Origin of the sequence: Ralstonia sp. 22111 (genome assembly GCF_052045895.1) — a bacterium.
GTDB classification, from domain to species: domain Bacteria; phylum Pseudomonadota; class Gammaproteobacteria; order Burkholderiales; family Burkholderiaceae; genus Ralstonia; species Ralstonia wenshanensis.
On the sequence record NZ_JBQEPR010000001.1, the window covers coordinates 196,544 to 216,826 of the forward strand.

General features: G+C 63.4%; 22 protein-coding genes and 1 riboswitch. Of the genes, 8 read left to right on the forward strand and 14 right to left on the reverse strand.

The genetic code is table 11. The features are described 5' to 3' along the window. Positions 1-82: 82 nt before the first annotated feature. The 4 genes from ACTJK4_RS00900 (at position 83) to ACTJK4_RS00915 (ending at position 4,182) form a co-directional block, all read left to right on the forward strand. Entirely contained in the window at positions 83-991 is a 909-nt protein-coding gene (locus ACTJK4_RS00900) for a MurR/RpiR family transcriptional regulator (RefSeq protein ID WP_440815349.1), read from the forward strand. Between the two features lie 16 nt (positions 992-1,007). Continuing rightward, positions 1,008-2,363, forward strand: a complete 1,356-nt coding sequence (locus ACTJK4_RS00905) for an aspartate aminotransferase family protein (protein ID WP_232041533.1) — start codon at positions 1,008-1,010, stop codon at positions 2,361-2,363. Further along, complete coding sequence (locus tag ACTJK4_RS00910) at positions 2,357-3,193, forward strand: 3-keto-5-aminohexanoate cleavage protein (RefSeq protein ID WP_440815353.1); 837 nt, start codon at positions 2,357-2,359, stop codon at positions 3,191-3,193. Before ACTJK4_RS00905 ends, ACTJK4_RS00910 begins: the two co-directional genes overlap by 7 nt. Before the next feature lie 83 nt (positions 3,194-3,276). Then, the gene (locus ACTJK4_RS00915) at positions 3,277-4,182 is read left to right on the forward strand and encodes a glutamate/aspartate ABC transporter substrate-binding protein (RefSeq protein ID WP_316870395.1); all 906 of its coding nucleotides are present in this window, start codon (positions 3,277-3,279) and stop codon (positions 4,180-4,182) included. 30 nt (positions 4,183-4,212) lie between these two features. Here the strand turns inward: ACTJK4_RS00915 and ACTJK4_RS00920 are convergent, their stop codons facing one another. The 4 genes from ACTJK4_RS00920 to ACTJK4_RS00935 form a co-directional block, all read right to left on the reverse strand. Beyond that, the gene (locus ACTJK4_RS00920) at positions 4,213-5,499 is read right to left on the reverse strand and encodes a multifunctional CCA addition/repair protein (RefSeq protein WP_440815356.1); all 1,287 of its coding nucleotides are present in this window, start codon (positions 5,497-5,499) and stop codon (positions 4,213-4,215) included. Further along, positions 5,496-6,185, reverse strand: a complete 690-nt coding sequence (locus ACTJK4_RS00925; protein WP_260803704.1) for a glutathione S-transferase family protein — start codon at positions 6,183-6,185, stop codon at positions 5,496-5,498. The genes ACTJK4_RS00920 and ACTJK4_RS00925 overlap by 4 nt, the downstream gene beginning before the upstream one ends. A gap of 225 nt (positions 6,186-6,410) precedes the next feature. Continuing rightward, positions 6,411-7,415, reverse strand: a complete 1,005-nt coding sequence (locus ACTJK4_RS00930; RefSeq protein WP_232041528.1) for a complex I NDUFA9 subunit family protein — start codon at positions 7,413-7,415, stop codon at positions 6,411-6,413. Between the two features lie 183 nt (positions 7,416-7,598). Further along, entirely contained in the window at positions 7,599-9,551 is a 1,953-nt protein-coding gene (locus ACTJK4_RS00935) for a transglycosylase SLT domain-containing protein (protein WP_440815360.1), read from the reverse strand. Positions 9,552-9,740: 189 nt separating this feature from the next. Between ACTJK4_RS00935 and ACTJK4_RS00940 the strand changes: the two genes are divergently transcribed. Then, positions 9,741-10,334: a 5-formyltetrahydrofolate cyclo-ligase gene (locus tag ACTJK4_RS00940; RefSeq protein WP_232041526.1), complete on the forward strand. Its 594-nt coding sequence runs from the start codon at positions 9,741-9,743 to the stop codon at positions 10,332-10,334. Positions 10,335-10,351: 17 nt separating this feature from the next. Then, positions 10,352-10,966 carry a pyridoxamine 5'-phosphate oxidase family protein gene (locus ACTJK4_RS00945; RefSeq protein ID WP_232041525.1) on the forward strand — a complete coding sequence of 205 codons (615 nt, stop codon included), beginning with the start codon at positions 10,352-10,354 and terminating at the stop codon, positions 10,964-10,966. Positions 10,967-10,970: 4 nt separating this feature from the next. Here the strand turns inward: ACTJK4_RS00945 and ACTJK4_RS00950 are convergent, their stop codons facing one another. From ACTJK4_RS00950 to ACTJK4_RS00990, 9 genes are all read right to left on the reverse strand, one after another. Beyond that, positions 10,971-11,429 (reverse strand): TfoX/Sxy family protein, encoded by a 459-nt coding sequence (locus ACTJK4_RS00950; protein ID WP_232041524.1) that lies wholly within the window; start codon positions 11,427-11,429, stop codon positions 10,971-10,973. Between the two features lie 29 nt (positions 11,430-11,458). Beyond that, entirely contained in the window at positions 11,459-12,289 is an 831-nt protein-coding gene (gene metF / locus ACTJK4_RS00955) for a methylenetetrahydrofolate reductase [NAD(P)H] (RefSeq protein WP_015856052.1), read from the reverse strand. A gap of 10 nt (positions 12,290-12,299) precedes the next feature. After that, a complete protein-coding gene (locus ACTJK4_RS00960) occupies positions 12,300-12,644 on the reverse strand; it encodes a phage holin family protein (RefSeq protein ID WP_004628357.1) in 345 nt (114 codons plus the stop codon). A gap of 55 nt (positions 12,645-12,699) precedes the next feature. Continuing rightward, positions 12,700-14,124 (reverse strand): adenosylhomocysteinase, encoded by a 1,425-nt coding sequence (ahcY, locus tag ACTJK4_RS00965; protein ID WP_440815366.1) that lies wholly within the window; start codon positions 14,122-14,124, stop codon positions 12,700-12,702. Positions 14,125-14,232: 108 nt separating this feature from the next. Then, positions 14,233-14,316, reverse strand: a riboswitch (S-adenosyl-L-homocysteine riboswitch). Positions 14,317-14,431: 115 nt separating this feature from the next. Beyond that, positions 14,432-14,953, reverse strand: coding sequence for a hypothetical protein (locus ACTJK4_RS00970; RefSeq protein ID WP_440815369.1), 522 nt, complete (start codon positions 14,951-14,953; stop codon positions 14,432-14,434). A 1-nt stretch (position 14,954) separates the two neighbouring features. After that, positions 14,955-15,128, reverse strand: coding sequence for a hypothetical protein (locus tag ACTJK4_RS00975; protein ID WP_260803698.1), 174 nt, complete (start codon positions 15,126-15,128; stop codon positions 14,955-14,957). Positions 15,129-15,262: 134 nt separating this feature from the next. Further along, positions 15,263-15,793, reverse strand: a complete 531-nt coding sequence (locus ACTJK4_RS00980; protein WP_440815372.1) for a hypothetical protein — start codon at positions 15,791-15,793, stop codon at positions 15,263-15,265. Then, entirely contained in the window at positions 15,777-16,280 is a 504-nt protein-coding gene (locus ACTJK4_RS00985; RefSeq protein WP_232041520.1) for a lysozyme, read from the reverse strand. Before ACTJK4_RS00985 ends, ACTJK4_RS00980 begins: the two co-directional genes overlap by 17 nt. Positions 16,281-16,364: 84 nt before the next feature. Next, positions 16,365-16,961 carry a PAAR domain-containing protein gene (locus ACTJK4_RS00990; protein ID WP_440815375.1) on the reverse strand — a complete coding sequence of 199 codons (597 nt, stop codon included), beginning with the start codon at positions 16,959-16,961 and terminating at the stop codon, positions 16,365-16,367. 523 nt (positions 16,962-17,484) lie between these two features. Here ACTJK4_RS00990 and ACTJK4_RS00995 point away from each other — a divergent pair. Beyond that, positions 17,485-17,769, forward strand: coding sequence for a hypothetical protein (locus ACTJK4_RS00995; protein WP_104566506.1), 285 nt, complete (start codon positions 17,485-17,487; stop codon positions 17,767-17,769). A gap of 76 nt (positions 17,770-17,845) precedes the next feature. On the opposite strand, the gene ACTJK4_RS01000 is transcribed toward ACTJK4_RS00995, so the two are convergent. Next, complete coding sequence (locus ACTJK4_RS01000; protein WP_440816813.1) at positions 17,846-18,595, reverse strand: AAA family ATPase; 750 nt, start codon at positions 18,593-18,595, stop codon at positions 17,846-17,848. Between the two features lie 226 nt (positions 18,596-18,821). Between ACTJK4_RS01000 and ACTJK4_RS01005 the strand changes: the two genes are divergently transcribed. Continuing rightward, positions 18,822-20,279, forward strand: coding sequence for an alkaline phosphatase (locus tag ACTJK4_RS01005; protein ID WP_440815379.1), 1,458 nt, complete (start codon positions 18,822-18,824; stop codon positions 20,277-20,279). Positions 20,280-20,283 lie beyond the last annotated feature (4 nt).

The following is a 20,283-nucleotide window of genomic DNA, read 5'->3' on the forward strand; positions in this document are numbered from 1 at the left end:
GCGACCCAAGGGTGAATCCGATATTGACTCAACTGTTTCAAATTAGTAGTTTACGAAACAATTGAATCAAAACGATCACCTCATGACGTTCGATGGGCTCATGCAAACGCTGCGCGACCGCGCCAGCGATCTCTCTCCGCAACTGCAGCGCGCCGCCATGTTGCTTGAGACGCACCAGCACGACATCGCCCTGCTTTCGATGCGGGACCTGGCGCGCCGCTGCGACCTGCCGCCGGCCACGTTCTCGCGCCTGGCGCGCGCGCTGGGCTTTGATGACTTTGCCGCGCTGCGCGATATCTGCGTGAACCACCTGCGCCAGCAGGCCGACGGCTTTGCCGGTCGCGCCAGCGCGCTGCAGGGCGGCGATACGGCCGGCGCTTCGGAGGCTCAGCGCATCGGCATGGCCATCGGTGCGCATGTGCAGTCGGCGTTTTCGCCAGCCAACCTGGCGGCGCTGGAAACCGTGGCCGCCGCCCTCTGCAAGGCGCGCCGAGTCTATCTGCTGGGCGCGCGCAGTTGCCTGGCGCTGACGCATGCGTTCGGTTATGCAGCCCAGCTTTTCGACGACAAGGTCATCCTCTGCACCGGTAGCGGCAACACGCTGGCTGACCCGCTGCGCTTTTGCGGCGAAGGCGACATCGTCGTGGCCGTCACGTTCGATCCATACACCCGCGAAGTCATTGAGGCGATGCAGTACGCGCATGCGCGTGGTGCGCGCCTCGTGTACGTGACCGACAGCGCCATCGCCCCGGGCGCGGAACTGGCGTGGCAGCAGCTCGTCGCGCCCGTCGCCATTCCGTCGTTCTTCCATTCGCTGGCCGCGCCCATGGCGCTGCTCGACGCGCTGCTGATGACGTGGTTCCGCCACGCCGGCCCAACCGCGCTCGCGCACCTTGCCGACAGCGACGCCCAGCTCAAGCAACAAGCCGCCTACGTGCGCAGCGCCCGCCGCAGTGAAGCGGCCGTCGCCGTGCCGTCCACCCAACGTTGAGCCCGCCCGACCGCCTATGACTCCGTCCACCACCTCTGTCTTCCACCGCGACCCGCGCAAGACGCTGCCCACCGCAGTCGGCGGTGAGGGCATGACCCTCATCGACTCCGACGGCAAGCGCTATCTCGATGCCTGCGGCGGTGCTGCCGTTTCGTGTCTCGGCCACGGCCACCCGCGTGTGGTGGATGCCATCTGCAAGCAGGTGCGCGCGCTGGCCTATGCACACACGTCTTTCTTCACGACAGACGTGGCCGAAGAACTGGCCGCACGCCTGACCGCCGCCGCACCGGGCGATCTGGATCACGTGTATTTCGTCTCGGGCGGTTCCGAAGCGATTGAGGCAGCGCTCAAGCTGGCACGCCAGTACTTTGTCGAGATTGGGCAGCCGCAGCGCCAATACTTCATCGCGCGGCGTCAGAGCTATCACGGCAACACGCTGGGCGCGCTGGCGATCGGCGGTAACGCGTGGCGGCGCGAACCGTTCCTGCCGCTGCTGGTGCCGGCACACCATGTCTCGCCGTGCTATGCGTATCGCGAGCGACTGGATGGCGAGAGCGACGCGCAATACGTGCAGCGCCTCGCCGATGAGCTGGACGCGAAGATCGTCGAACTCGGTACAGAAAATGTCGCGGCCTTCGTCGCGGAGACGGTGGTGGGCGCCACCGCCGGCGCGGTGCCGCCCGTGGCCGACTACTTCCGCAAGATCCGCACGGTGTGCGACCGCCACGGCGTGCTGCTGCTGCTCGATGAGGTGATGTCCGGCATGGGGCGTACCGGCTACCTGTTCGCGTGCGAGGAAGATGGCGTGGTGCCAGACATGATCGCCATTGCCAAGGGCCTGGGCGGCGGGTATCAGCCGATCGGCGCGACGCTGGTGAATCGCCGCATTTACGACGCCATCACGACCGGCAGCGGCTTCTTCCAGCATGGCCACACTTACATTGGCCACGCGACGGCGTGCGCGGCGGCGCTCGAAGTGCAGAAGGTGATCGAGGAAGACAACCTGCTTGCCAACGTGCAGGTGCGTGGCGAACAACTGCGTGCGGCACTGCGTGCGCGCTTTGCCGACCACCCGCACGTGGGTGACGTACGCGGGCGCGGCTTGTTTGTTGGCGTGGAATTGGTGGCCGATCGCGCAACCAAGGCGCCGCTGGCACCTGCATGCAAGACGCACGCGCGCGTGAAGGCCGAAGCGATGCAGCGCGGCCTGATGGTGTATCCGATGGGCGGCACGATCGACGGCCAGCGCGGCGACCACATCCTGCTGGCGCCGCCGTTCATCGCCACCGCGCAGGACATCGACGCCATCGTCGAACGCCTGGGCGATGCGGTTGACGCCGCCACTGCCAAGGCGCAGGAGGCCGCATGGTGACCCGGCCCATCGCCATCGCCGTGGCACCCAACGGCGCGCGCAAGACGCACGCCGATCACCCCGCGCTGCCGATTACGCCCGACGAACTGGCCGCTTGCGCGCGCCAATGCGTAGATGCCGGCGCAGCGATGCTGCATCTGCATGTGCGCCGCCCAGACGGCACGCATAGCCTGGAGCCTGAGGACTACCGCCCGGCCATCGCCGCCGTGCAACGCGCCGTAGGCGACGCGCTGGTGATTCAGATCACCACCGAGGCCGTTGGCATCTACACGCCCGAACAGCAGATGGCATCGGTGCGCGCCCTGCAGCCAGAAGCAATCTCTGCCGCGCTGCGCGAGCTGGCGCCCGATGCCGCGCACGAGGCGGAGGCCGCGCGCTTTTTTGGTGAGCTTGCCGCAGCGCGCACGGCCATCCAGTACATCCTGTATTCCGCCGACGACGTGGTGCGCTACCGCGACCTGCGCGCACGCGGCGTGCTGCCCGACACGCCGCATTGGGTGCTCTTCGTGCTTGGCCGCTATAGCGCAGGCCAGCGCTCTGATCCGTCGGATCTGCTGCCCTTCCTGCAGGCGTGGGCTGAGGGCGGTGACATCACGGCAAACGTACCCTGGGCGATGTGCGCATTCGGCCCGCGTGAAGCCGAGTGCGCGCTCAGCGCGGCGCTGCTCGGCGGCCACGCGCGCCTGGGGTTCGAAAACAACATGGCGCTGCCAGACGGCAGCACGGCACCCGACAACGCGGCGCTCGTCACCAACCTGCGACGGCATCTCGACGCGCTGCATCGGCCGGTGGCCAGCGCCGCAGAGCTGCGCGGCTGGTTCGGCCGCTAAGACTCTCCGCACTCATCACCACGAAGCCAAAGCACAGACGGCCGCAACACAACAGGCCGCGCACCACAACCATTGGAGGAAGTATGCGTTTGACCACCCGCTGTATCCGATCCATCCCGCTGGCGCTGGCCAGCCTGCTCGCGATCAGCGCGCACGCGCAGGCCCTGGACGGCACGCTCAAGAAAATCCAGGACAGCAACACGATCCTGATCGGCGTGCGCGAGTCGTCGATTCCATTTTCTTACCGCGACAGCAAGAACGAGATTGTCGGTTTCTCGGCAGACCTGTGCGCCCGCGTGATCGATGCCGTCAAGAAGAAGACGGGCAAGCCCAATCTGGACATCAAGCAGATTCCGGTGACGTCGCAGAACCGGACATCGCTCGTGCAGAACGGCTCGGTGGATCTGGAGTGCGGCGTGACCACGCACCTGAAATCGCGCGAACAGCAGACGGCGTTTTCGACCACCTTCTTCATCGCCGGCACACGCTTGCTGACCAACGTGAAATCGGGCGTGAAGGATTTCCCCGATCTGGCGGGCAAGTCGGTCATCACCAACGCGGGCACCACGTCGGAGCGCATCCTGCGCAAGATGAACGACGAGAAGAAGATGAACATGAACGTGATCAGCGGGAAGGATTACGGTGAATCGTTCCTGACGCTGCAAAGCGGCCGCGTGGTGGCGTTCATGATGGACGACGTGCTGCTGGCCGGCGCGCGCACGCTGGCGCAGAAGCCCGATGACTGGGTCGTGACCGGCACGCCGCAGTCGTTCGAGGCCTACGGCTTCATGCTTCGCCGCGACGATCCGCAGTTCAAGAAGCTGGTGGACGACACCATGGTTGGCGTGATGAAGAGCGGCGAAATCAAGACGCTCTACGCCAAGTGGTTCGAAAAGCCCGTGCCGCCCAAGAACCTGAACTTCAACTTCCCGATGAACGATCAGTTGAAGGCGCTGTACGCCAATCCGAACGACACGCCGTTCGAGTGAACGGCGGCACGGCCGGCTTCTGGGGCCAACCTAGATGCCGGCCAGCGCGACAGCCTCGATGCGGGCCTGATGCACGGCTTGTTTGATCTGCGCCGGGTTGTCGGCATGGCGCTGGGCGACAGCGCCCGCGTCGATGGACGATGCAGCCGCCAGCGCGCGCAGCAGGCGTTCCGTCTGCGGATAGCTGCGATCTTCAAACCCGAGACGACCGCGCGCATCGGCCTCGCACGCCTGCAGGGCCTGACGGAAACGATCGGGCTTGCGCAACGCATCGCAACGCTCCAGCAGACGCACCAGCGCTGCGGCATCAAAGCCGTCACTGCGATGGATGTTGCCATGCTCGCGCGCAACCAACAGCGCCAGTTCACGGCACTCGGTGGGCACACGCAGGCGCTGGCACACCGCTTCGATCAGCGGCACGCTGCGCCCTTCATGGCCGATGTGGCGCGGCAGGATGTCCTCAGGCGTCGTGCCCTTGCCGAGATCGTGCACCAGCGCAGCGAAGCGTACCGGCAGCGGAGTCGCCATCGCTGCGGCCGTTTCGATCACCATCATGGTGTGCACGCCGGTATCGACTTCGGGGTGATAGTCGGCGCGCTGCGGCACGCCCCACAGCCGGTCAAGTTCCGGCAGCAGGCGCGCCAGCGCACCGCAGTCGCGCAGCACGGCAAACATGCGCTGCGGATGAGCCTCCATCAGGCCGCGGGCAATTTCCTGCCACACACGCTCGGCCACCAGCGCATCGACTTCGCCGGCCTGCACCATGCGCTGCATGAGCGCGTTGGTTTCGGGCGCGACATGAAAGTCGGCAAAGCGCGCAGCAAAGCGCGCCAGGCGCAGGATGCGCACCGGGTCTTCCATGAACGCATCGGACACATGCCGGAACGTGCGCGACGCCAGGTCAGCCTGCCCTCCATACGGATCGACGACGGGGCCCACCAGTGCGCCGTCTTCCGCCACGCGCTGCGCCATCGCGTTGATGGTCAGGTCGCGGCGGATGAGGTCGTCTTCGAGCGTGACATCCGGCGCGTAGTAGACCGAGAAACCCTTGTAGCCCGCAGCCGTCTTGCGCTCGGTGCGGGCGAGCGCGTATTCGGCATGCGTAACGGGATGCAGGAACACCGGGAAATCCTTGCCGACCGCTCGAAAGCCACGCGCCTCCATGGCTTCGGGCGTGGCCCCGACCACAACGTAGTCGCGGTCCTGCACGGGCAGCCCGAGCAGCGCGTCACGAATGGCGCCGCCTACGGCATACACATCCAGCCCGTGCGTGGCTGGATCGACGATGGCTTCAGTCTGCGCTGCGCGTTCCGTCATTGATTGGCGGCAACCAGCGTGTCTTCGTCCGGCGCGGTGCGATACGGCTCGTCGTCGGCGAGGAAGTCATGCTCGGCGCGCGCCCCGTCGATCCACTCCTGCATGGCGGGCAGATTGAGGATGTAGTCGGCGTAGGCCTTGGCGGCATCCGGCAGACGCACACCGTACGTAGCGAAGCGGCTGACCACCGGCGCATAGAACGCATCGGCCACCGTGAAGTGCCCGAACAGGAATGGGCCTTCTGCGGCGTACTTCTGGCGAAGCTCGGTCCACATGGCGGCAATGCGGTCGATGTCGCGCTGCACGGCCACGTTCCAGCCCATGCCGGGCAGCACCGCCGTCACGTTCATCGGCATGTTGTTGCGCAGGTTGTTGAAGCCGCTGTGCATTTCAGCGCAGATCGAGCGGGCGTGCGCGCGGGCTTTCGGGTCTTGCGGCCACAGTTGCGCGCGCGGAAAGCGCTCGGCCAGCGTCTCGCAGATGGCGAGCGAATCCCACACGTTCATGTCGCCGTCCACCAGCACGGGCACGCGGCCGGCGGGCGAATGACGTGCCACGTCGGCGGCAAAGGTCTCGCTCAGCAGGCGCACGCGGATCTCTTCGAACGGAATGCCGGCCTGCTTGGCGAGCAGCCACGGGCGTAGCGACCACGACGAATAGTTCTTGTTGCCGATGACCAGTTTCATGATTCCCGTCCTTGGAGAGTGCACAGCAATTGTTGTGGGAGCCCGCCAGCATCGCGCGGGAATGCCGGGGCGCTCTGGTTTTGTTGTATCGGAAACGGCGAGCGGCAGCGCGAGGGCGAGCGAACCATTCTAGCCTCGCGCTGCACCGCCACAAAACGAATCCGATTGGCCACGGTTGTGAAGCGGATTCACAAACGCGGCAAATCCTCCGCGTTTTCGTAGCGGCTAGCGATGGACCCGTGTGCGTGCGGCACGCAATCCGCGGTCCGGCCCCAAGCCGGCCAGGGCGGGCAGCATGACGGCCTCCATGCCGAGCGGATGGATGCCGAGTTCCGGCGCGACCGGTTCCATGCTGACGTTGTCCACGCGCATGGAGTCGAGGTTGTCCCGCGAGATGGGCGCCCCTGGCAGATGCTCCAGCAGCGCGGCCTGCATGCGGCCCAGGCCTTCAGGCAGTGGCACGATCCAGCGCGGGTGGCCGCTGGCACGTCCGGCAAAGCGCATCAGCTCCGCCAGGGTGTAGACGCGCGGCCCGACCAGCGGATAAGCGTGCCGGATCGTCGCGGGCTTTTTGAGCGCATTGATGAACGCTGCCGCCACGTCATCTACGTACACGGGTTGGAAACGCGCATCGGCACAGGCCAGCGGCACAAACGGCGCCATGCGCTGCATGCTCGCAAACAAGTTCAGGAAATGATCCTGCGGACCGAACACCACCGACGGGCGGAACACCGTCCAGTCCAGCTCGCTGTTCATGACCACGCGTTCGCCGTCGCCCTTGCTGCGCAGGTACATCGACGGGCCGGCCGGATCGGCACCCAGCGCACTCATGTGCAGCAGCCGGTTCACGCCATGGCGTCGGCATGCGGCGACGATGCGGCGGGGCAGGTCGACATGCACACGCTGGAAATTCGGCCCGTACGGCATCCCGCGCGCATCCTGCAGCACGCCAACGAGGTTGACGACGGCACAGTGCTCGCCGCCGCGCTCGGTGAGCGCCAGAAACAGCGCGTCGAGGGCATCGTCGGCGTAGATGTCGGCGTCCATCACGTCCACGCGCGGCAGCAGGGTGAGGTTGTGCGCGCGGGCGGATTCAGGATCGCGCGTGGGCACGATCATCCGGCCCTCGGGTAAGCCGGGCGCGGAAAACGTCTCCGTCACCAGCCGAGACAGCAACTGCGAGCCTATAAAACCGGTACCGCCAAAAACGAGCAGATTGGAGGGCTGCATGGAGGCATCTCCAAAACGGGAAAGGAGGCAACACCACAATACATCCCGAACGCGATGGCCCCCAAGGTATGTCGACGCGACGTGCAGCGCGCCACACTTCTGTGCGCTAGCCGGCGCACATGACCAAGAAAAACGCCCGCGTTGCGGCGGGCGTCGAATGACAGCGGGATGACGATCCGGTGCTTAGGGCAGGTCGTCCGGCGTAACGGATTCCGGCGCCACCTTGCCCAGGCGGTCCTTCAGCGACTGCGGGCGGCCGGTCAGCAACGCGCTGTAGTACGTCGCGTTCGACAGCACGTTTTTCACATACGTGCGGGTCTCGTTGAACGGAATCGTCTCGGCGAAGATCGCGCCTTCCACCGGCCGCGCGAGCGTCGAGCGCCAGCGTTTCGGACGGCCTGGGCCCGCGTTGTAGCCGGCGGTAGCCAGGGTGATCGAACTGTCCAGGTTGGTCAGGATCATCGACAGGTAGGCCGTACCCAGCAGCACGTTGGTATCGATGTCGCTCATCTGCGAAACGCGGAACGCCGGCAGGCCGATCTTCTTGGCAATGTGCTTGGCGGTTTCCGGCATCACCTGCATCAGGCCAGAGGCGCCCACCGACGAACGCGCGTCCATGATGAAGCGCGATTCCTGGCGGATCAGACCGTAGGCCCAGGCAATGTCCAAGCCCACGGCATCGGCGTTGCGCTGGACCACGCTGAGGTACGGCGTCGGGAAGCGCAGCGAGAAGTCGTGCTCGGTCTTGGTCTTGTCCGCGGAGTTGACGGTGCGATCGAGCAAGCCGAGCTTGCGGCCATATTCGGCCGCGGCGAGCAACTCGCGGTCGCTCATGTTGCGCAGCTCCCAGTTCCACTCGCGGTTGCCCTCGAAGCGCAGATTCAGGTCGTACAGCTTCTTGGCACGCCCAAAGCCCGGGTGGTTGCGGCCCATCACGTCGATCTCGGCGTCGGTCACGGTTGTGCGCGGCGGCACGGTGATGCGCTGGCCGAGTTCCTCTTGCGCCAGTTGGCCGTAGAAATTGAACTGGCCGGCAATCGACTGGAACTGTTGGCGAGCCTCGTCGTTCCGGTTGTCGGCCTTGAGCGCGCGGCCGTACCAGTACGTCCAGGCGGGATCACGATCGCGCAGGCTGGGGCGCATCTTCTCAATGGACTGGCGCACCATCTTCCAGTCACCCGCGCGCAGGGCGGCGCGAACACGCCACTCCTGCGAATCGTCCGAAAGGTAGGCATCGCCGCCGAGCGTCAGTTGGCGACGGTAGGCGTCCAGCGCATCGGGCGTCTGCTTCTTGGCGGCGTACTGGCCGATCACGCCCCAGCCCGCGCCTTGCTCTTCGCGCGACAGGCTGCCGCTTTGCGCCAGCAGATACGCCGTTGCCGGCGAAGGATCGTTGCGCGCCATGCGGGTCACGTTGGCCAGCGTGTCGTTGTCCACGCGATCACCGTCGGGCAGCACCGCCGCAATGCGCGATGCCTGCGTAACGAGGTTCTGCTCCAGCGAAAGCCGCGCCGCAAACGCCACATCTGCACGGGTGAACTGCTTGGACTGCGCCAGATAGCCGATCAGGTCGACGCAGCCTTCGCCATAGCCCTTGGGATCCGACAGCGTGTTGCGCGCGTCGGCGGCCACGTTCTGGCCCTTCATCGCGCGCGAGAGCAGCGCATAGCACTCGACCTGCGTGTCGTCCTTCAGCACGAAGTTGGGGTACTCCGCATCGAACGTGGCCCAGTCGCGCTTCTTGCCGAGCACGAGCAGCCAGTCGTTGCGCAGCCGGTCGGCAATCGCCTCGCCCTTGTAGCGCTGCAGGAACGAGCGGATCTCATCTTCCGGCGCATCGGTACGCGCATAGCCGCTGGCATCGAACAGCTGCGGCTTGATGCGGAAATACTGCACGTAAGACTGGATCGGGTAATCGGAGAGGCTGTCGGCCAGCTCCCAGCTGCGCGACACATCGTTGCGGCGGGCAGCGTTGCGCAGCTCGACAAACGCATCGTCCGGATTGGCCGGGATGCCCTGCGGCGCCTGGCGCTTTGCGGCCACCGCCAGCGGCGTCGGGCCGACCACGCTCATGCCGACCATGCCTGCAAAAGCCAGCGCTACCGCGCGATATACTGCCTTGGCCTTCAATGTCATCTCCTGCCCCATCCAATCACTGTTAGGTCCGCCGAATTATCCCATGTCAGCCTTAGCGCCAATTCACGCTCCAACTGCGCGGCCCGATCTTGGCACGGCGATGCTCGCCGAATACGTGTACGGCTGCGCTTCTCGCACCAACCTCGGCCCGCTCGCTACGGATCGTGAACCGGCGAGAGGCCACACCCAATGAGTACGCACGATCCGGCCAATCCCACCACGCCAATCGAATCGCGCCGCACGCTGCGCGCCATGTTGCTCGATGCACGCGCTGCGCTACCGGATCGCATTGCCCACGATGCTGCGCTGGCACATCACCTGGCTGAGTTGCTGAACGCACTGCCCGTCAAACGCCTAGCCGCCTACTGGCCAACGCAGGGAGAGTTCGATGCGTTGACCGTGCTGGACCATTGGCTGGCGGCCGACGCCACGCGCCATGCGCTGCTGCCCGTGGTGACTGACAAGTTTTCTCCCCTGCAGTTTCGGCGATGGACGCCCGATTGTGAAATGACGCCGGGCGCTTACAACATCCCCATCCCCCGCTCGGGTGAGATGGAAACGCCCGATGCCTTGCTGATCCCGTGCGTGGGCTTTGACGCGCAGCGCTATCGCATCGGCTACGGCGGCGGCTTCTACGACCGCACGCTGGCGGCGCTGCATGCCGCCGGACACCGCCCGCGCACGATTGGCGTGGCGTACGAGGTGAACCGCGTGGAATCCATCGCGCCGGAACCGCACGACATCGCGCTGGACTGCATCGTCACCGAGCGCGGCGCGTTTTAATCCTGCACAGGAAGCCCATGTCCCACACGCTGAAAACTGTTGCCGACCTCGAAGCCGTGTATGGCGCCCCGAACCCGCGCTCGCTGCTCAAGGAGATCGACCACCTGAACGCCGACTACCGCGCGTTCGTGGAGGCGTCGCCATTCATCGTGCTGTCATCGGTGGGCGCGCAGGGCACGGACGCTTCGCCAAAGGGCGATGCGCCGGGCTTCGTGCGCATCCTCAACGAACGCTTGCTGGCGATTCCCGATCGGCCTGGCAACAACCGCATCGACAACCTGCGCAACATCGTTGAAGACGGGCGCGTGTCGGTGCTCTTCATCGTGCCGGGTGTGGGTGAGACGTTGCGCGTGAACGGCACGGCCACCATCTCGGCGGATCCGGCATTGCTTGCGTCGTTTGCGGTGCAGGGCAAGCTTCCGCGCAGCGTGATCCTCGTGCAGGTGCAGACGGTCTACTTCCACTGCTCGAAGGCACTGGTGCGCTCAAAGCTGTGGGAGCGCGGCGCGCAGGACACCAAGCCGGCTGTGCCCACCGCAGGCCAGATCCTGCAGCACATCAGCGGCGGCGCATTTGATGGAGACGCCTACGATCGCGAGTTGCCGGAGCGGCTGAAGACAACGCTGTACTGAGCGTTCAGCGCTTGGCTGTCTTTTTTGCGGCGACCGTCTTGGTCGCCGTTGTCTTTGTTGCCTTGGTAGCTTTCGCCGTCTTTGCCGTGGCGCGCTTCGGCTTGGCCGCCTTGGCATTCGCGTCACGCAGCGCGGCTTCAATCGCCAGCCGTGCCCAGTCGCGCAATGGCTGCCCACCGTCCAGCGCCTCTGCCGGCGTGCTCAGATAACCCGTCATGCTTATGGTGCGGCCGTTGCGCTCGTAACTGAACGGCGTGCATTTTTCAGCGAGAAAACGTTCGCGCGTGAGGTCGTCAACGCGCAGGTAAGACGTGCCGCGCAGCACCAGAGCAAAGACAATGTCGTCGTAATACAGCGCCGCGCCGCTGAACATTCGGCGCGCGCGAATCTCACCGATTTGCGCGGCAAGCGGCCGGAGTTCGTCAAGCAACCAGGCGATCAGCGGATCGGGTGCGGCTGCCATGACGACCTCCTTTGCGGTGCGCTTTCTTCTTACAGACCCAGGCGCTGCCAGATGGCGCGCGTGGAGCCGGCGGCGTTGAGCGTGTAGAAATGCAGGCCCGGCGCGCCGCCTTGCAGCAGGCGGTCGCACATGGCCGTCACCACGTCCAGGCCAAAGGCGCGGATCGATTCACGATCGTCGCCAAAACCTTCCAAGCGCTTGGCGATCCAGCGCGGCACTTCCGCACCGCACATCTCGGAAAAGCGCATGAGCTGCGATGAATTCGTGATCGGCATGATGCCGGGCACGATCGGCACGTCCACGCCGAGCTTGCGTGCGTCGTCCACGAACTGGAAGTACGCGTCGGCGTTGAAGAAGTATTGCGTGATGGCGGAGTCCGCACCGGCCTTCACCTTGCGGGCGAAGTTTTCCAGATCGTGCCGCGCCGAGCGCGACTGCGGGTGGTATTCCGGATAGGCCGCCACTTCAATGTGGAAAGCCTCGCCGGTTTCCTGGCGGATGAACTCGACCAGCTCGTTGGCGAAGCGGAATTCACCGATCTCGCCCATGCCCGAGGGCATGTCGCCGCGCAACGCGACGATGCGGCGGATGCCGTGCTCGCGATACGTATTGAGAATGCCGCGAATGCTCTCGCGCGACGAACCCACGCACGACAGATGCGGCGCCGCTTCAATGCCTTCGCGCTGGATTTCCACCACGGCGTCGAGCGTGCCCTGTTGCGTGGTGCCGCCCGCGCCAAACGTCACGGAAATGAAGCGCGGCTTGAGCGGCGAGAGTTGCGCGCGCGTATTGCGCAGCTTCTCGGCGCCTTCCGCCGTCTTGGGCGGGAAGAATTCGAAACTGAATTGACGGTCTTGCATGACAGAAACCTTAAGCCTCGCGCAGCAACAGGCTCGAGAGCAGCCACGAGATCACGCTGTACAGGATGGAACCCAGCAGCGCGGCGCCAAAGCTGGCCACCTGAAAGCCCGCCAGCAGGTTGCCGACAAACAGGAACAGCAGCGCGTTGATGATGAAGATGAACAGCCCCAGCGTGAGCAGCGTCACCGGCAAGGTGAGGATCACCAGGATCGGGCGGATCAGCGTGTTGACCAGACCGAGCACCAGCGCCGCGATCAACGCGGAGCCGAAGCCGTTGACGTGGATGCCTTTGAGCAGATAGGCGACAAGAAGCAACGCCAGCGCGTTGATGACCCAGACAGCGAGCAGTCTCATGGAGGAGTCCTCGGTTGGAGAGCCGGCGGCGGGGAACGCCGCCGGCAGGTACGGCTTAGTAGCGGTAGTGGTCAGCCTTGTACGGGCCTTCCTTGCTCACGCCGATGTAGGCAGCTTGCTGGTCAGTCAGCTCGGTCAATTGCGCATTCAGCTTCTTCAGCTGCAGGCGCGCGACCTTCTCGTCCAGATGCTTGGGCAGCGTGTAGACGCCCACCGGGTACTTGTTCGAGCCCTTCACCGCTTCAGTCCACAGCTCAATCTGCGCGATGGTCTGGTTGGCGAACGAGCTGCTCATCACGTACGACGGGTGGCCCGTGGCGCAGCCCAGGTTCACCAGGCGGCCCTTGGCCAGGATGATGATCTTCTTGCCGTCCGGGAAGATCACGTGATCGACCTGCGGCTTGATCTCTTCCCACTGGTACTTCTCGACGGACGCGATATCGATCTCGTTGTCGAAGTGGCCGATGTTGCAGACGATGGCCTGGTCCTTCATCTTGGCCATGTGGTCGTGCGTGATGACGTGGTAGTTGCCCGTGCAGGTCACGAAGATGTCGCCGTGCTCGGCGGCGTAATCCATCGTCACCACGCGGTAGCCTTCCATGGCGGCCTGCAGCGCGCAGATCGGGTCGATTTCCGTCACCCACACTTGCGCCGACAGCGCGCGCAAGGCCTGGGCCGAGCCCTTGCCCACATCGCCGTAGCCGGCCACGATCGCCACCTTGCCGGCGATCATCACGTCGGTCGCGCGCTTGATGCCGTCGACCAGCGATTCACGGCAACCGTACAGGTTGTCGAACTTGCTCTTGGTGACCGAGTCGTTCACGTTGATGGCCGGGAAGCGCAGCTCGCCGCGCTGGGCCATCTGGTACAGGCGATGCACGCCCGTGGTGGTTTCTTCGGTCACGCCCTTGATGGCGTCGAGGTTGCGGCTGTAGAACGTGGCGTCCTTGGCCAGCTTTTCCTTGATGGCCGCGAACAGGAAGGTTTCTTCTTCGCTGCCCGGCTTGGCGATCACGGAGGCGTCCTTCTCAGCGCGGGCGCCCAGGTGCAGCAGCAGGGTTGCGTCGCCGCCGTCGTCCAGGATCATGTTCGGCGTGCCGCCGTCGGCCCATTCGAAGATGCGGTGGGTGAAGTCCCAGTATTCCTTGAGCGATTCGCCCTTGAACGCGAACACCGGCGTGCCCGATGCGGCAATCGCGGCGGCAGCGTGGTCCTGCGTCGAGAAGATATTGCATGAGGCCCAGCGCACGTCGGCGCCAAGTGCCTTGAGCGTCTCGATCAGCACGGCGGTCTGGATGGTCATGTGCAGCGAGCCGGCAATGCGCGCGCCCTTGAGCGGCTGGCTCGCGGCAAATTCGTCGCGAATCGCCATCAGGCCGGGCATTTCGGTCTCAGCAATGGCGATTTCCTTGCGGCCCCAGTCGGCCAGGCTGATGTCGGCAACGAGGTAATCGTGTTTCAGATCGGTGACAGCGTTCATTGGATCACTCCGGAAAAGAAGGGTGACCGCACGCGGGGAGATGACCACTGAGACGGGGCCCATGCTGGGGCCCCGGATAGATGCGTTCTCGCCATCGTGTCAGCCACGATACTGCGAGCGCCGTTTGAACTTCCGAGCCTGGCGGCCGCCCCGTCTGAACTTGGGCCGGTCGTTGCAACGCTCCTCGGAATGGGCTGGATTGTAGCGGATTTGGCCGGGATGCGACTACCGGATCAGCGGCCCCTGTTCCCGCGCAAAAGTGCGCATTCTGCCACTGCCATACGGTAAGCCTTGGGAAGGCTGAGATTCACCAACCAACCGGTGCGTTGGCAGGCTCTTTTGCCCAGTCAGCATAGTTAACAGAAGGCGTATCGATCTTGACTCGTCGCAGCAATACGTGTTCAGACCGGATATCGCTTGTTGGGTCGTAACCACTTTTGTGGATAAGACGGCCTTCTAAAGTGCTGCGTGAAATTTTCCCGTGGAACTCGAACACATCCCGGGCCGGCCGCCCTTGCGGGCCTGAATCTCGGGTGAATTCGAAGCCAGTCGAAAGCTTGGCAGCAAAGGTAAAAGTGCGAGTCGACAGATCGATCTTAGCGTTGTAGATAGGGCCACTGGGCGTCTCGATACCGGTTGAGACGTAGAACTTGCCGAATACGTGCGTTCCCTCCCGATAAAGGTCGACGGCATAGCCCTCGCTGTGGCGGTCACCAGTAGTCGCTGTAGTTTTCTGGTTAGAGAAATACCCCAGATGAGTGGAGGTTGGAGGCGTCGCAGAGCACGCCGCACTGATAAGAAGCAACGCAAGGAACAGAAGTCGACGCATATCAGTGTCCGTCTGTTGACCAATGAGGTTTGTCGGTTGCACCGCCAACGAATTTGATTACGCCGTAGCTGCGACCTACCTCCTTGAGTTTGGCGTTAACATTGAACATATTCCGTGCAGCCATCAGAGACATTTCGAGCGTTGCATGCACCCATTCGATGTTGACTTCATCCATTGGAGGGACGGACGACGGAGCCGTCCCATGGCCGATATTCGAGGACCAATGCATCAAGTACGCTCTCGGTGGCGGGGCGATTCCTTCACACAATTGCCCTGCCGGGGACCGTACCTGCCCGACCAGATGGACTACTAATTGTTGATCGCAATGACCTTAATGATCGTCTTGCCAGAGATTGGATCAACGATGCCGCTGATCCAAACTTCACCATTTCCTACCATCAAGCCTCGATAGCTGACAAACAGATCTTCGAATCGCTGCGTTTCGATGGCGTGCTTCACTTTGGCATCGAAGATCATGGGGTAGGCCTTCTTGAGCGCCGCTGGAGTACGGATGATGATTTCTCTCTTGGAGCTACCGGTACGTAACGGGTATCGGATGAGTTGGCTGAGCGTATCTCCATCATCATGCATTGTTGCAATTTTGAGGCAGTCAAAAAACATTTTCGCCTCCTCCAGATTGAGGCCGGCTTGTTCGCTCAGTGCGCTGCGGAATTCATTTTCTGCTGCCGGCGACGGGAAGGCGAGCGGAGTCACAGCCTGATAATCGGGTTCACTGGCAACCACGCTTCCGCAGTTCGCGTGTGCCATGGCAGACAGAAATGAAAATGCGACGATTGCAATGGCTGTCGAGATGCGTTTGAGTTTAGTGCGTAGAGTCATAGCTTCCACTCAAATACATGTCATGTTCCTGCTTCCGCCTTTTCACAAGACCGGAAATTCCACCATTTGTAATATCCAAGAACTCTTTTGCCGCATCCGCGTAGGCACCTGAATTGATCTTTCGACAAAGCCCGGGAGCAATCCTCGCAATTTCTCCTACGTTAAAAGCCAAGGAGCACAGAGCATCGAATTCTCGTTGGTATAGCGGAACGCGAATAGCCTTGCGAATGATCTTCTCATGCTTCACAGCATCTACGCTAAAGAAGGATTCCGCCTGCGCTCTTGATATAGTTGTTCCGCGTGGGATTCCGAGCGCTTCACACGGACGCTTTCCGTTGACTAGATGGCCCCAACCAACTGTGCAATAGCCGACGTCGTCATCATAGTAATTAAGCCTAAGTTTCTCCCAATCCTGAATAAAATTCGCCCCCTGCGACGATAGCCGCAGACAATCAATATGAAGCCTGTCCACGGATGCTGTCTGCATGGACCCTTCGTTTCCGTTCGTTGTACAGGTTGAAATCAACATGTACTTCTTCCGATCAACAAATTTTATCGAAATAGACCGTCATCATCGGATGTTTTCGACGTGACCAAGGTAAATGCGAATTTCTTGAACGCCATCCGTCCGAATACGTTCTGTTCGGCCAAGCAGATCGGTCGTCCCATGTTTGATCGCCCCGTTTGGCAGCCCGACTGTGTAATACGTATCTGACAGTACATTGCCTTGACGGTCTTTCAGTAGGTATTGCTCGTCGTAAATCGGTGACACCGCTGCGGTTGTCGGGACGCTAATTGCAAGATCAGAATTTGCTCGTTGGCGCTCTATTTCGCTACCACTTCCGTCCTCATACCAAGCTTCGCCTGCAAGCACTGCAACGATGCGCTTTGGATGCAGGCATTTGCACAGCACCTCGTCACCATCCAAAGCAACTTCGCCCATGAAATTCATCCGGCGGGGGCCACCCGCCTTGGTAATGATGCCGACGCTCTTGCACACCTCGCAGTAGGCTTGGCCGCCAATCAGGGCGACTTGGTGACCCGCATTTCCAAAGGTGCAGGCAGGCCCCGCATAGGGCAGGACCGTTCCGCCATTCAGAAGCGTGTCACCGACAACAGCAATTCTTCGCATCATGGTCCGACCTCCACCGTGCAGCATGGTCTCCATTCGTTCCACATAACGCATCTCTCCGTTTCGATTTGTCATTCGCCCCTATACATGCATCGACTCTGGCGATGCCAGCGGCTTCTATGAATTGTCTTGGGCAAATCGACTGATTTCGCGGAGTTGGCGAAATATGACAGCGGAGCACGTGGATCCCGTCGCTATAATCCCCACCGTCACCGCCTCAACGGTGACCGGGTTTCGCAGCCCATCTCCTCCTCTTTTTTCCCAGACGGACAGCCGCCTTTCGCGCGGCGTTTTCATGTCCGGTGCTTGTGCACGCCTATGCTTTTCATGGCGGGCCGGGCAGGGAGACCTTCGGGTCTGCCGGCAATGCTGGGATAGGAGGCCGGTCTGCGAACCCTGTCGTCAGGCCCGCCACCCTCGTTTCGCAGCGAGCGGCGAGCCTCCCTCTGCCTATCCCCGGAGGCCACATGGCTACCGCACTCGGCGGGCATCGCCCCGCGTCTTACCCTTCGCCGCCCCCTTGGCGCCGCATGCCTCCCACACAACCGGGAGGTGCCGCATGTCTTTGACCAAGAACCGCCTCTACCTCGACGGCGCAGTCTCAGCGCGCGCGTTTCTGTGCCGCACGCGCACCGATATGCGCACCCATGGCCAATGCAGGCTAGGCATGCTGCGCGAGCAGCTCACCTACTTCTCTGAACATGCGTATCCGCCGGCATTCGTGAAGGGCTTTGTCGATGCCATCGATGCGTATCTGTCGATGTCGCTCGGAGGGAGCGACGTCGATCCGCGCACTTGGGAAGTGTTGGCCGCAGTCGAACGACGGCAGGTGTGCGCCGCCTAGCAATTGACGAGCGTTTCCCCGGCGCCGACCGGGGAGATGTTCCCGGTTCAGCGGATACGGCCGCCACCACGGCAGTTCATTGCTCCAGCAGCATGTTCAGCATCCGTTGCGGATTCGCCAAAAAGTCCCGCGTGACCTGAAAGTGCTCGGTCTCCTCATAGGCGATGCGCCGAATGCCGTCCCCGTCACACTGATAAATCCACGCGTCGGGATAGGCCATCAAGATCGGCGAGTGCGTGGCGATCACGAACTGGCTTTCCGCCTGCACCAGGTCATGCAGGCGCGAGAGCACCGCCAGCTGCCGCTGCGGTGACAGCGCCGCCTCGGGTTCGTCGAGCAGGTACAGGCCGTTCGGGCCGAAGCGGTTCATCAACAGCGCCAGAAACGATTCCCCGTGCGATTGCGCATGCAGCGATCGGCCGCCGTAGGAATCGATCACGCGCCCGCCCAGGCCCGGCTCTTCGTCCATCTGCTGGATGTTGGTGGCCACGTTGAAGAAGCTCTCCGCGCGCAGGAAGAATTCGGTGCGCGGCTTGCGAAAGCCCCTGGCAATGCGCAGATGCGCGTGCAGCTCGGAGTGCGACGCGTGCGTGCTGAAGTTGAAGTTGCGCGAGCCGCCCTCGGCGTTGAAGCCGAGCGCCACGGCAATCGCCTCCATGAGCGTGGATTTGCCCGAGCCGTTTTCGCCGACGAGGAACGTGACATTGGGATGCAGCTCCAGCGTGTCGAGCGCGCGCACGGCGGGCAGGCTGAACGGATACGCATCGAACGCGGCAACGGTGTCGCGCCGCAGCGTGACGTGGCTGACGAACTGGCGGGTGAGCATGGGGCGGCGCAGGGCGAATCGCAGATGCCGCATCGTATCGCGCCGCATGCCGCCTCGCGAGCGGCCACCTGCTCAGGCAACGGAGCCGCTGTAACGCGCATCACGCGGCAGTGTCAATGCGCTGTCACACGCCAACCTTGCGATCCGGTTAGGAAGTGGCGCACCCGCATCACGGACATGCAACACGCGGCCACCAAAGTGCCGGGCATCGTTCAGGGAGCCAACGATGCACAACCATAAACTTACGAAGTACGCCGCCGCCGCGGCCGCTGCACTGGCCATGGCCGCGTGCGGCAGCGACGGCACGTCCACCTCCGGCAGCGCCACGCCGGACACCACTCCGCCCACCACCACGCCCGCCAAGAACGTCGTGTTCTTCCTGGGCGACGGCATGGGCATGACCACCATGACCGCCGCGCGCATCTACAAGGTGGGCGAAGACGGCGAACTGACCATGGACACGCTGCCGGAAACCGGCTTCGTGCGCACGTATTCGAACAACGCACAGGTGACCGACTCGGCGCCGTCGATGTCTGCCTACATGACCGGCGTGAAGATGAACAACGAGGTCATCTCGATGTCGCCGGACACGATGGCCTATGACGCGGGCGGCAAGGATTACCTCTCGGGCGCCGACAGCACCTGCCCCAGCGGCAACGGCAAGCCCGTCACGTCGCTGCTCGAACTGATGAAGGCCGCAGGCTACGGCACGGGCGTGGTCACCACCACGCGCATCACGCACGCCACGCCGGCCGCCACGTATTCGCACATCTGCCACCGCGACGGCGAGAACACCATCGCCGCGCAACTCACGCCGGCCGGCAAGGGCTTCAATGCCGCGCTGGGCGATGGCGTGGACGTCGTCTTCGGCGGCGGCCGCAAGCACTTCCAGCCGACCACCGCAGGCGGTGCGCGCACCGACGGCCGCGACCTGATCGCCGAACTCAAGGCCGGCGGCTACCGCTATGCCAGCAACAAGGCCGAATTCGACACGCTGCAAGCCACCGACGGCAAGGTCGTGGGCCTGTTCACCAGCAGCCACATGTCGTACGACCTGGATCGTGATCCGAGCAAGGAGCCGAGCCTGGGCGAGATGACGAACAAGGCCATCGACGTGCTGGCCGCCAAGAAGAAGGGCTTCTTCCTGATGGTGGAAGGCGGCCGTATCGACCACGCGCTGCACGAAACCACCGCCCGCAAGGCGCTGCAGGACACCGTGGCGTTCGACTCCGCCATCCGTGGCGCGATCGACAAGCTCAACACGATCGACCCGGGGTTGAAGAACACGCTGATCGTGGTGACCGCCGACCACGACCACACGCTGGTGCTCAACGGCTACGCCAAGCGCACGGGCCCGACCAGCGACAGCAACCCCGGCGTGCTGGGCCTGCTGAAGAACTATGTGACCGGCGCCAACGCCACCGACACCGGCGGCAACCCGTTCACGATCATCGGCTTCGGCACCGGCGAGAACCGCCCGGCCACGCGCGGCGCACTGACGGATGCCGCCGTGTACGACAAGACGTATCACCAGGAAGCCGTGATCCCGGTTGCACCGGGCGGCGAAACGCACGGCGGCACCGATGTCTTCATCGGCGCACGCGGCCTGGGTGCCGAGCGCTTTACCGGCACGATGGACAACACCGAGGTCTTCGGCCTCATCAAGCAGGCCGTGGGTCTGTAAGCGG

Bases quoted from the DNA above. Each gene is read 5' to 3' on its own strand.
- ACTJK4_RS00975 (WP_260803698.1), bottom strand. From the start codon at position 15,128: ATGGATGAAGTCAACATCGAATGGGTGCATGCAACGCTCGAAATGTCT.
- ACTJK4_RS01000 (WP_440816813.1), bottom strand. From the start codon at position 18,595: ATGCTCACCCGCCAGTTCGTCAGCCACGTCACGCTGCGGCGCGACACC.
- ACTJK4_RS00990 (WP_440815375.1), bottom strand. From the start codon at position 16,961: ATGGAGACCATGCTGCACGGTGGAGGTCGGACCATGATGCGAAGAATT.
- ACTJK4_RS00900 (WP_440815349.1), top strand. From the start codon at position 83: ATGACGTTCGATGGGCTCATGCAAACGCTGCGCGACCGCGCCAGCGAT.
- ACTJK4_RS00915 (WP_316870395.1), top strand. From the start codon at position 3,277: ATGCGTTTGACCACCCGCTGTATCCGATCCATCCCGCTGGCGCTGGCC.
- ACTJK4_RS00945 (WP_232041525.1), top strand. From the start codon at position 10,352: ATGTCCCACACGCTGAAAACTGTTGCCGACCTCGAAGCCGTGTATGGC.
- ACTJK4_RS00950 (WP_232041524.1), bottom strand. From the start codon at position 11,429: ATGGCAGCCGCACCCGATCCGCTGATCGCCTGGTTGCTTGACGAACTC.
- ACTJK4_RS00980 (WP_440815372.1), bottom strand. From the start codon at position 15,793: ATGACTCTACGCACTAAACTCAAACGCATCTCGACAGCCATTGCAATC.
- ACTJK4_RS00995 (WP_104566506.1), top strand. From the start codon at position 17,485: ATGTCTTTGACCAAGAACCGCCTCTACCTCGACGGCGCAGTCTCAGCG.
- ACTJK4_RS00905 (WP_232041533.1), top strand. From the start codon at position 1,008: ATGACTCCGTCCACCACCTCTGTCTTCCACCGCGACCCGCGCAAGACG.
- ACTJK4_RS00920 (WP_440815356.1), bottom strand. From the start codon at position 5,499: ATGACGGAACGCGCAGCGCAGACTGAAGCCATCGTCGATCCAGCCACG.
- ACTJK4_RS00940 (WP_232041526.1), top strand. From the start codon at position 9,741: ATGAGTACGCACGATCCGGCCAATCCCACCACGCCAATCGAATCGCGC.
- ACTJK4_RS00970 (WP_440815369.1), bottom strand. From the start codon at position 14,953: ATGCGTCGACTTCTGTTCCTTGCGTTGCTTCTTATCAGTGCGGCGTGC.
- ACTJK4_RS00910 (WP_440815353.1), top strand. From the start codon at position 2,357: ATGGTGACCCGGCCCATCGCCATCGCCGTGGCACCCAACGGCGCGCGC.
- metF (WP_015856052.1), bottom strand. From the start codon at position 12,289: ATGCAAGACCGTCAATTCAGTTTCGAATTCTTCCCGCCCAAGACGGCG.
- ACTJK4_RS00930 (WP_232041528.1), bottom strand. From the start codon at position 7,415: ATGCAGCCCTCCAATCTGCTCGTTTTTGGCGGTACCGGTTTTATAGGC.
- ACTJK4_RS00925 (WP_260803704.1), bottom strand. From the start codon at position 6,185: ATGAAACTGGTCATCGGCAACAAGAACTATTCGTCGTGGTCGCTACGC.
- ACTJK4_RS00935 (WP_440815360.1), bottom strand. From the start codon at position 9,551: ATGACATTGAAGGCCAAGGCAGTATATCGCGCGGTAGCGCTGGCTTTT.
- ACTJK4_RS00960 (WP_004628357.1), bottom strand. From the start codon at position 12,644: ATGAGACTGCTCGCTGTCTGGGTCATCAACGCGCTGGCGTTGCTTCTT.
- ACTJK4_RS00985 (WP_232041520.1), bottom strand. From the start codon at position 16,280: ATGCAGACAGCATCCGTGGACAGGCTTCATATTGATTGTCTGCGGCTA.
- ahcY (WP_440815366.1), bottom strand. From the start codon at position 14,124: ATGAACGCTGTCACCGATCTGAAACACGATTACCTCGTTGCCGACATC.
- ACTJK4_RS01005 (WP_440815379.1), top strand. From the start codon at position 18,822: ATGCACAACCATAAACTTACGAAGTACGCCGCCGCCGCGGCCGCTGCA.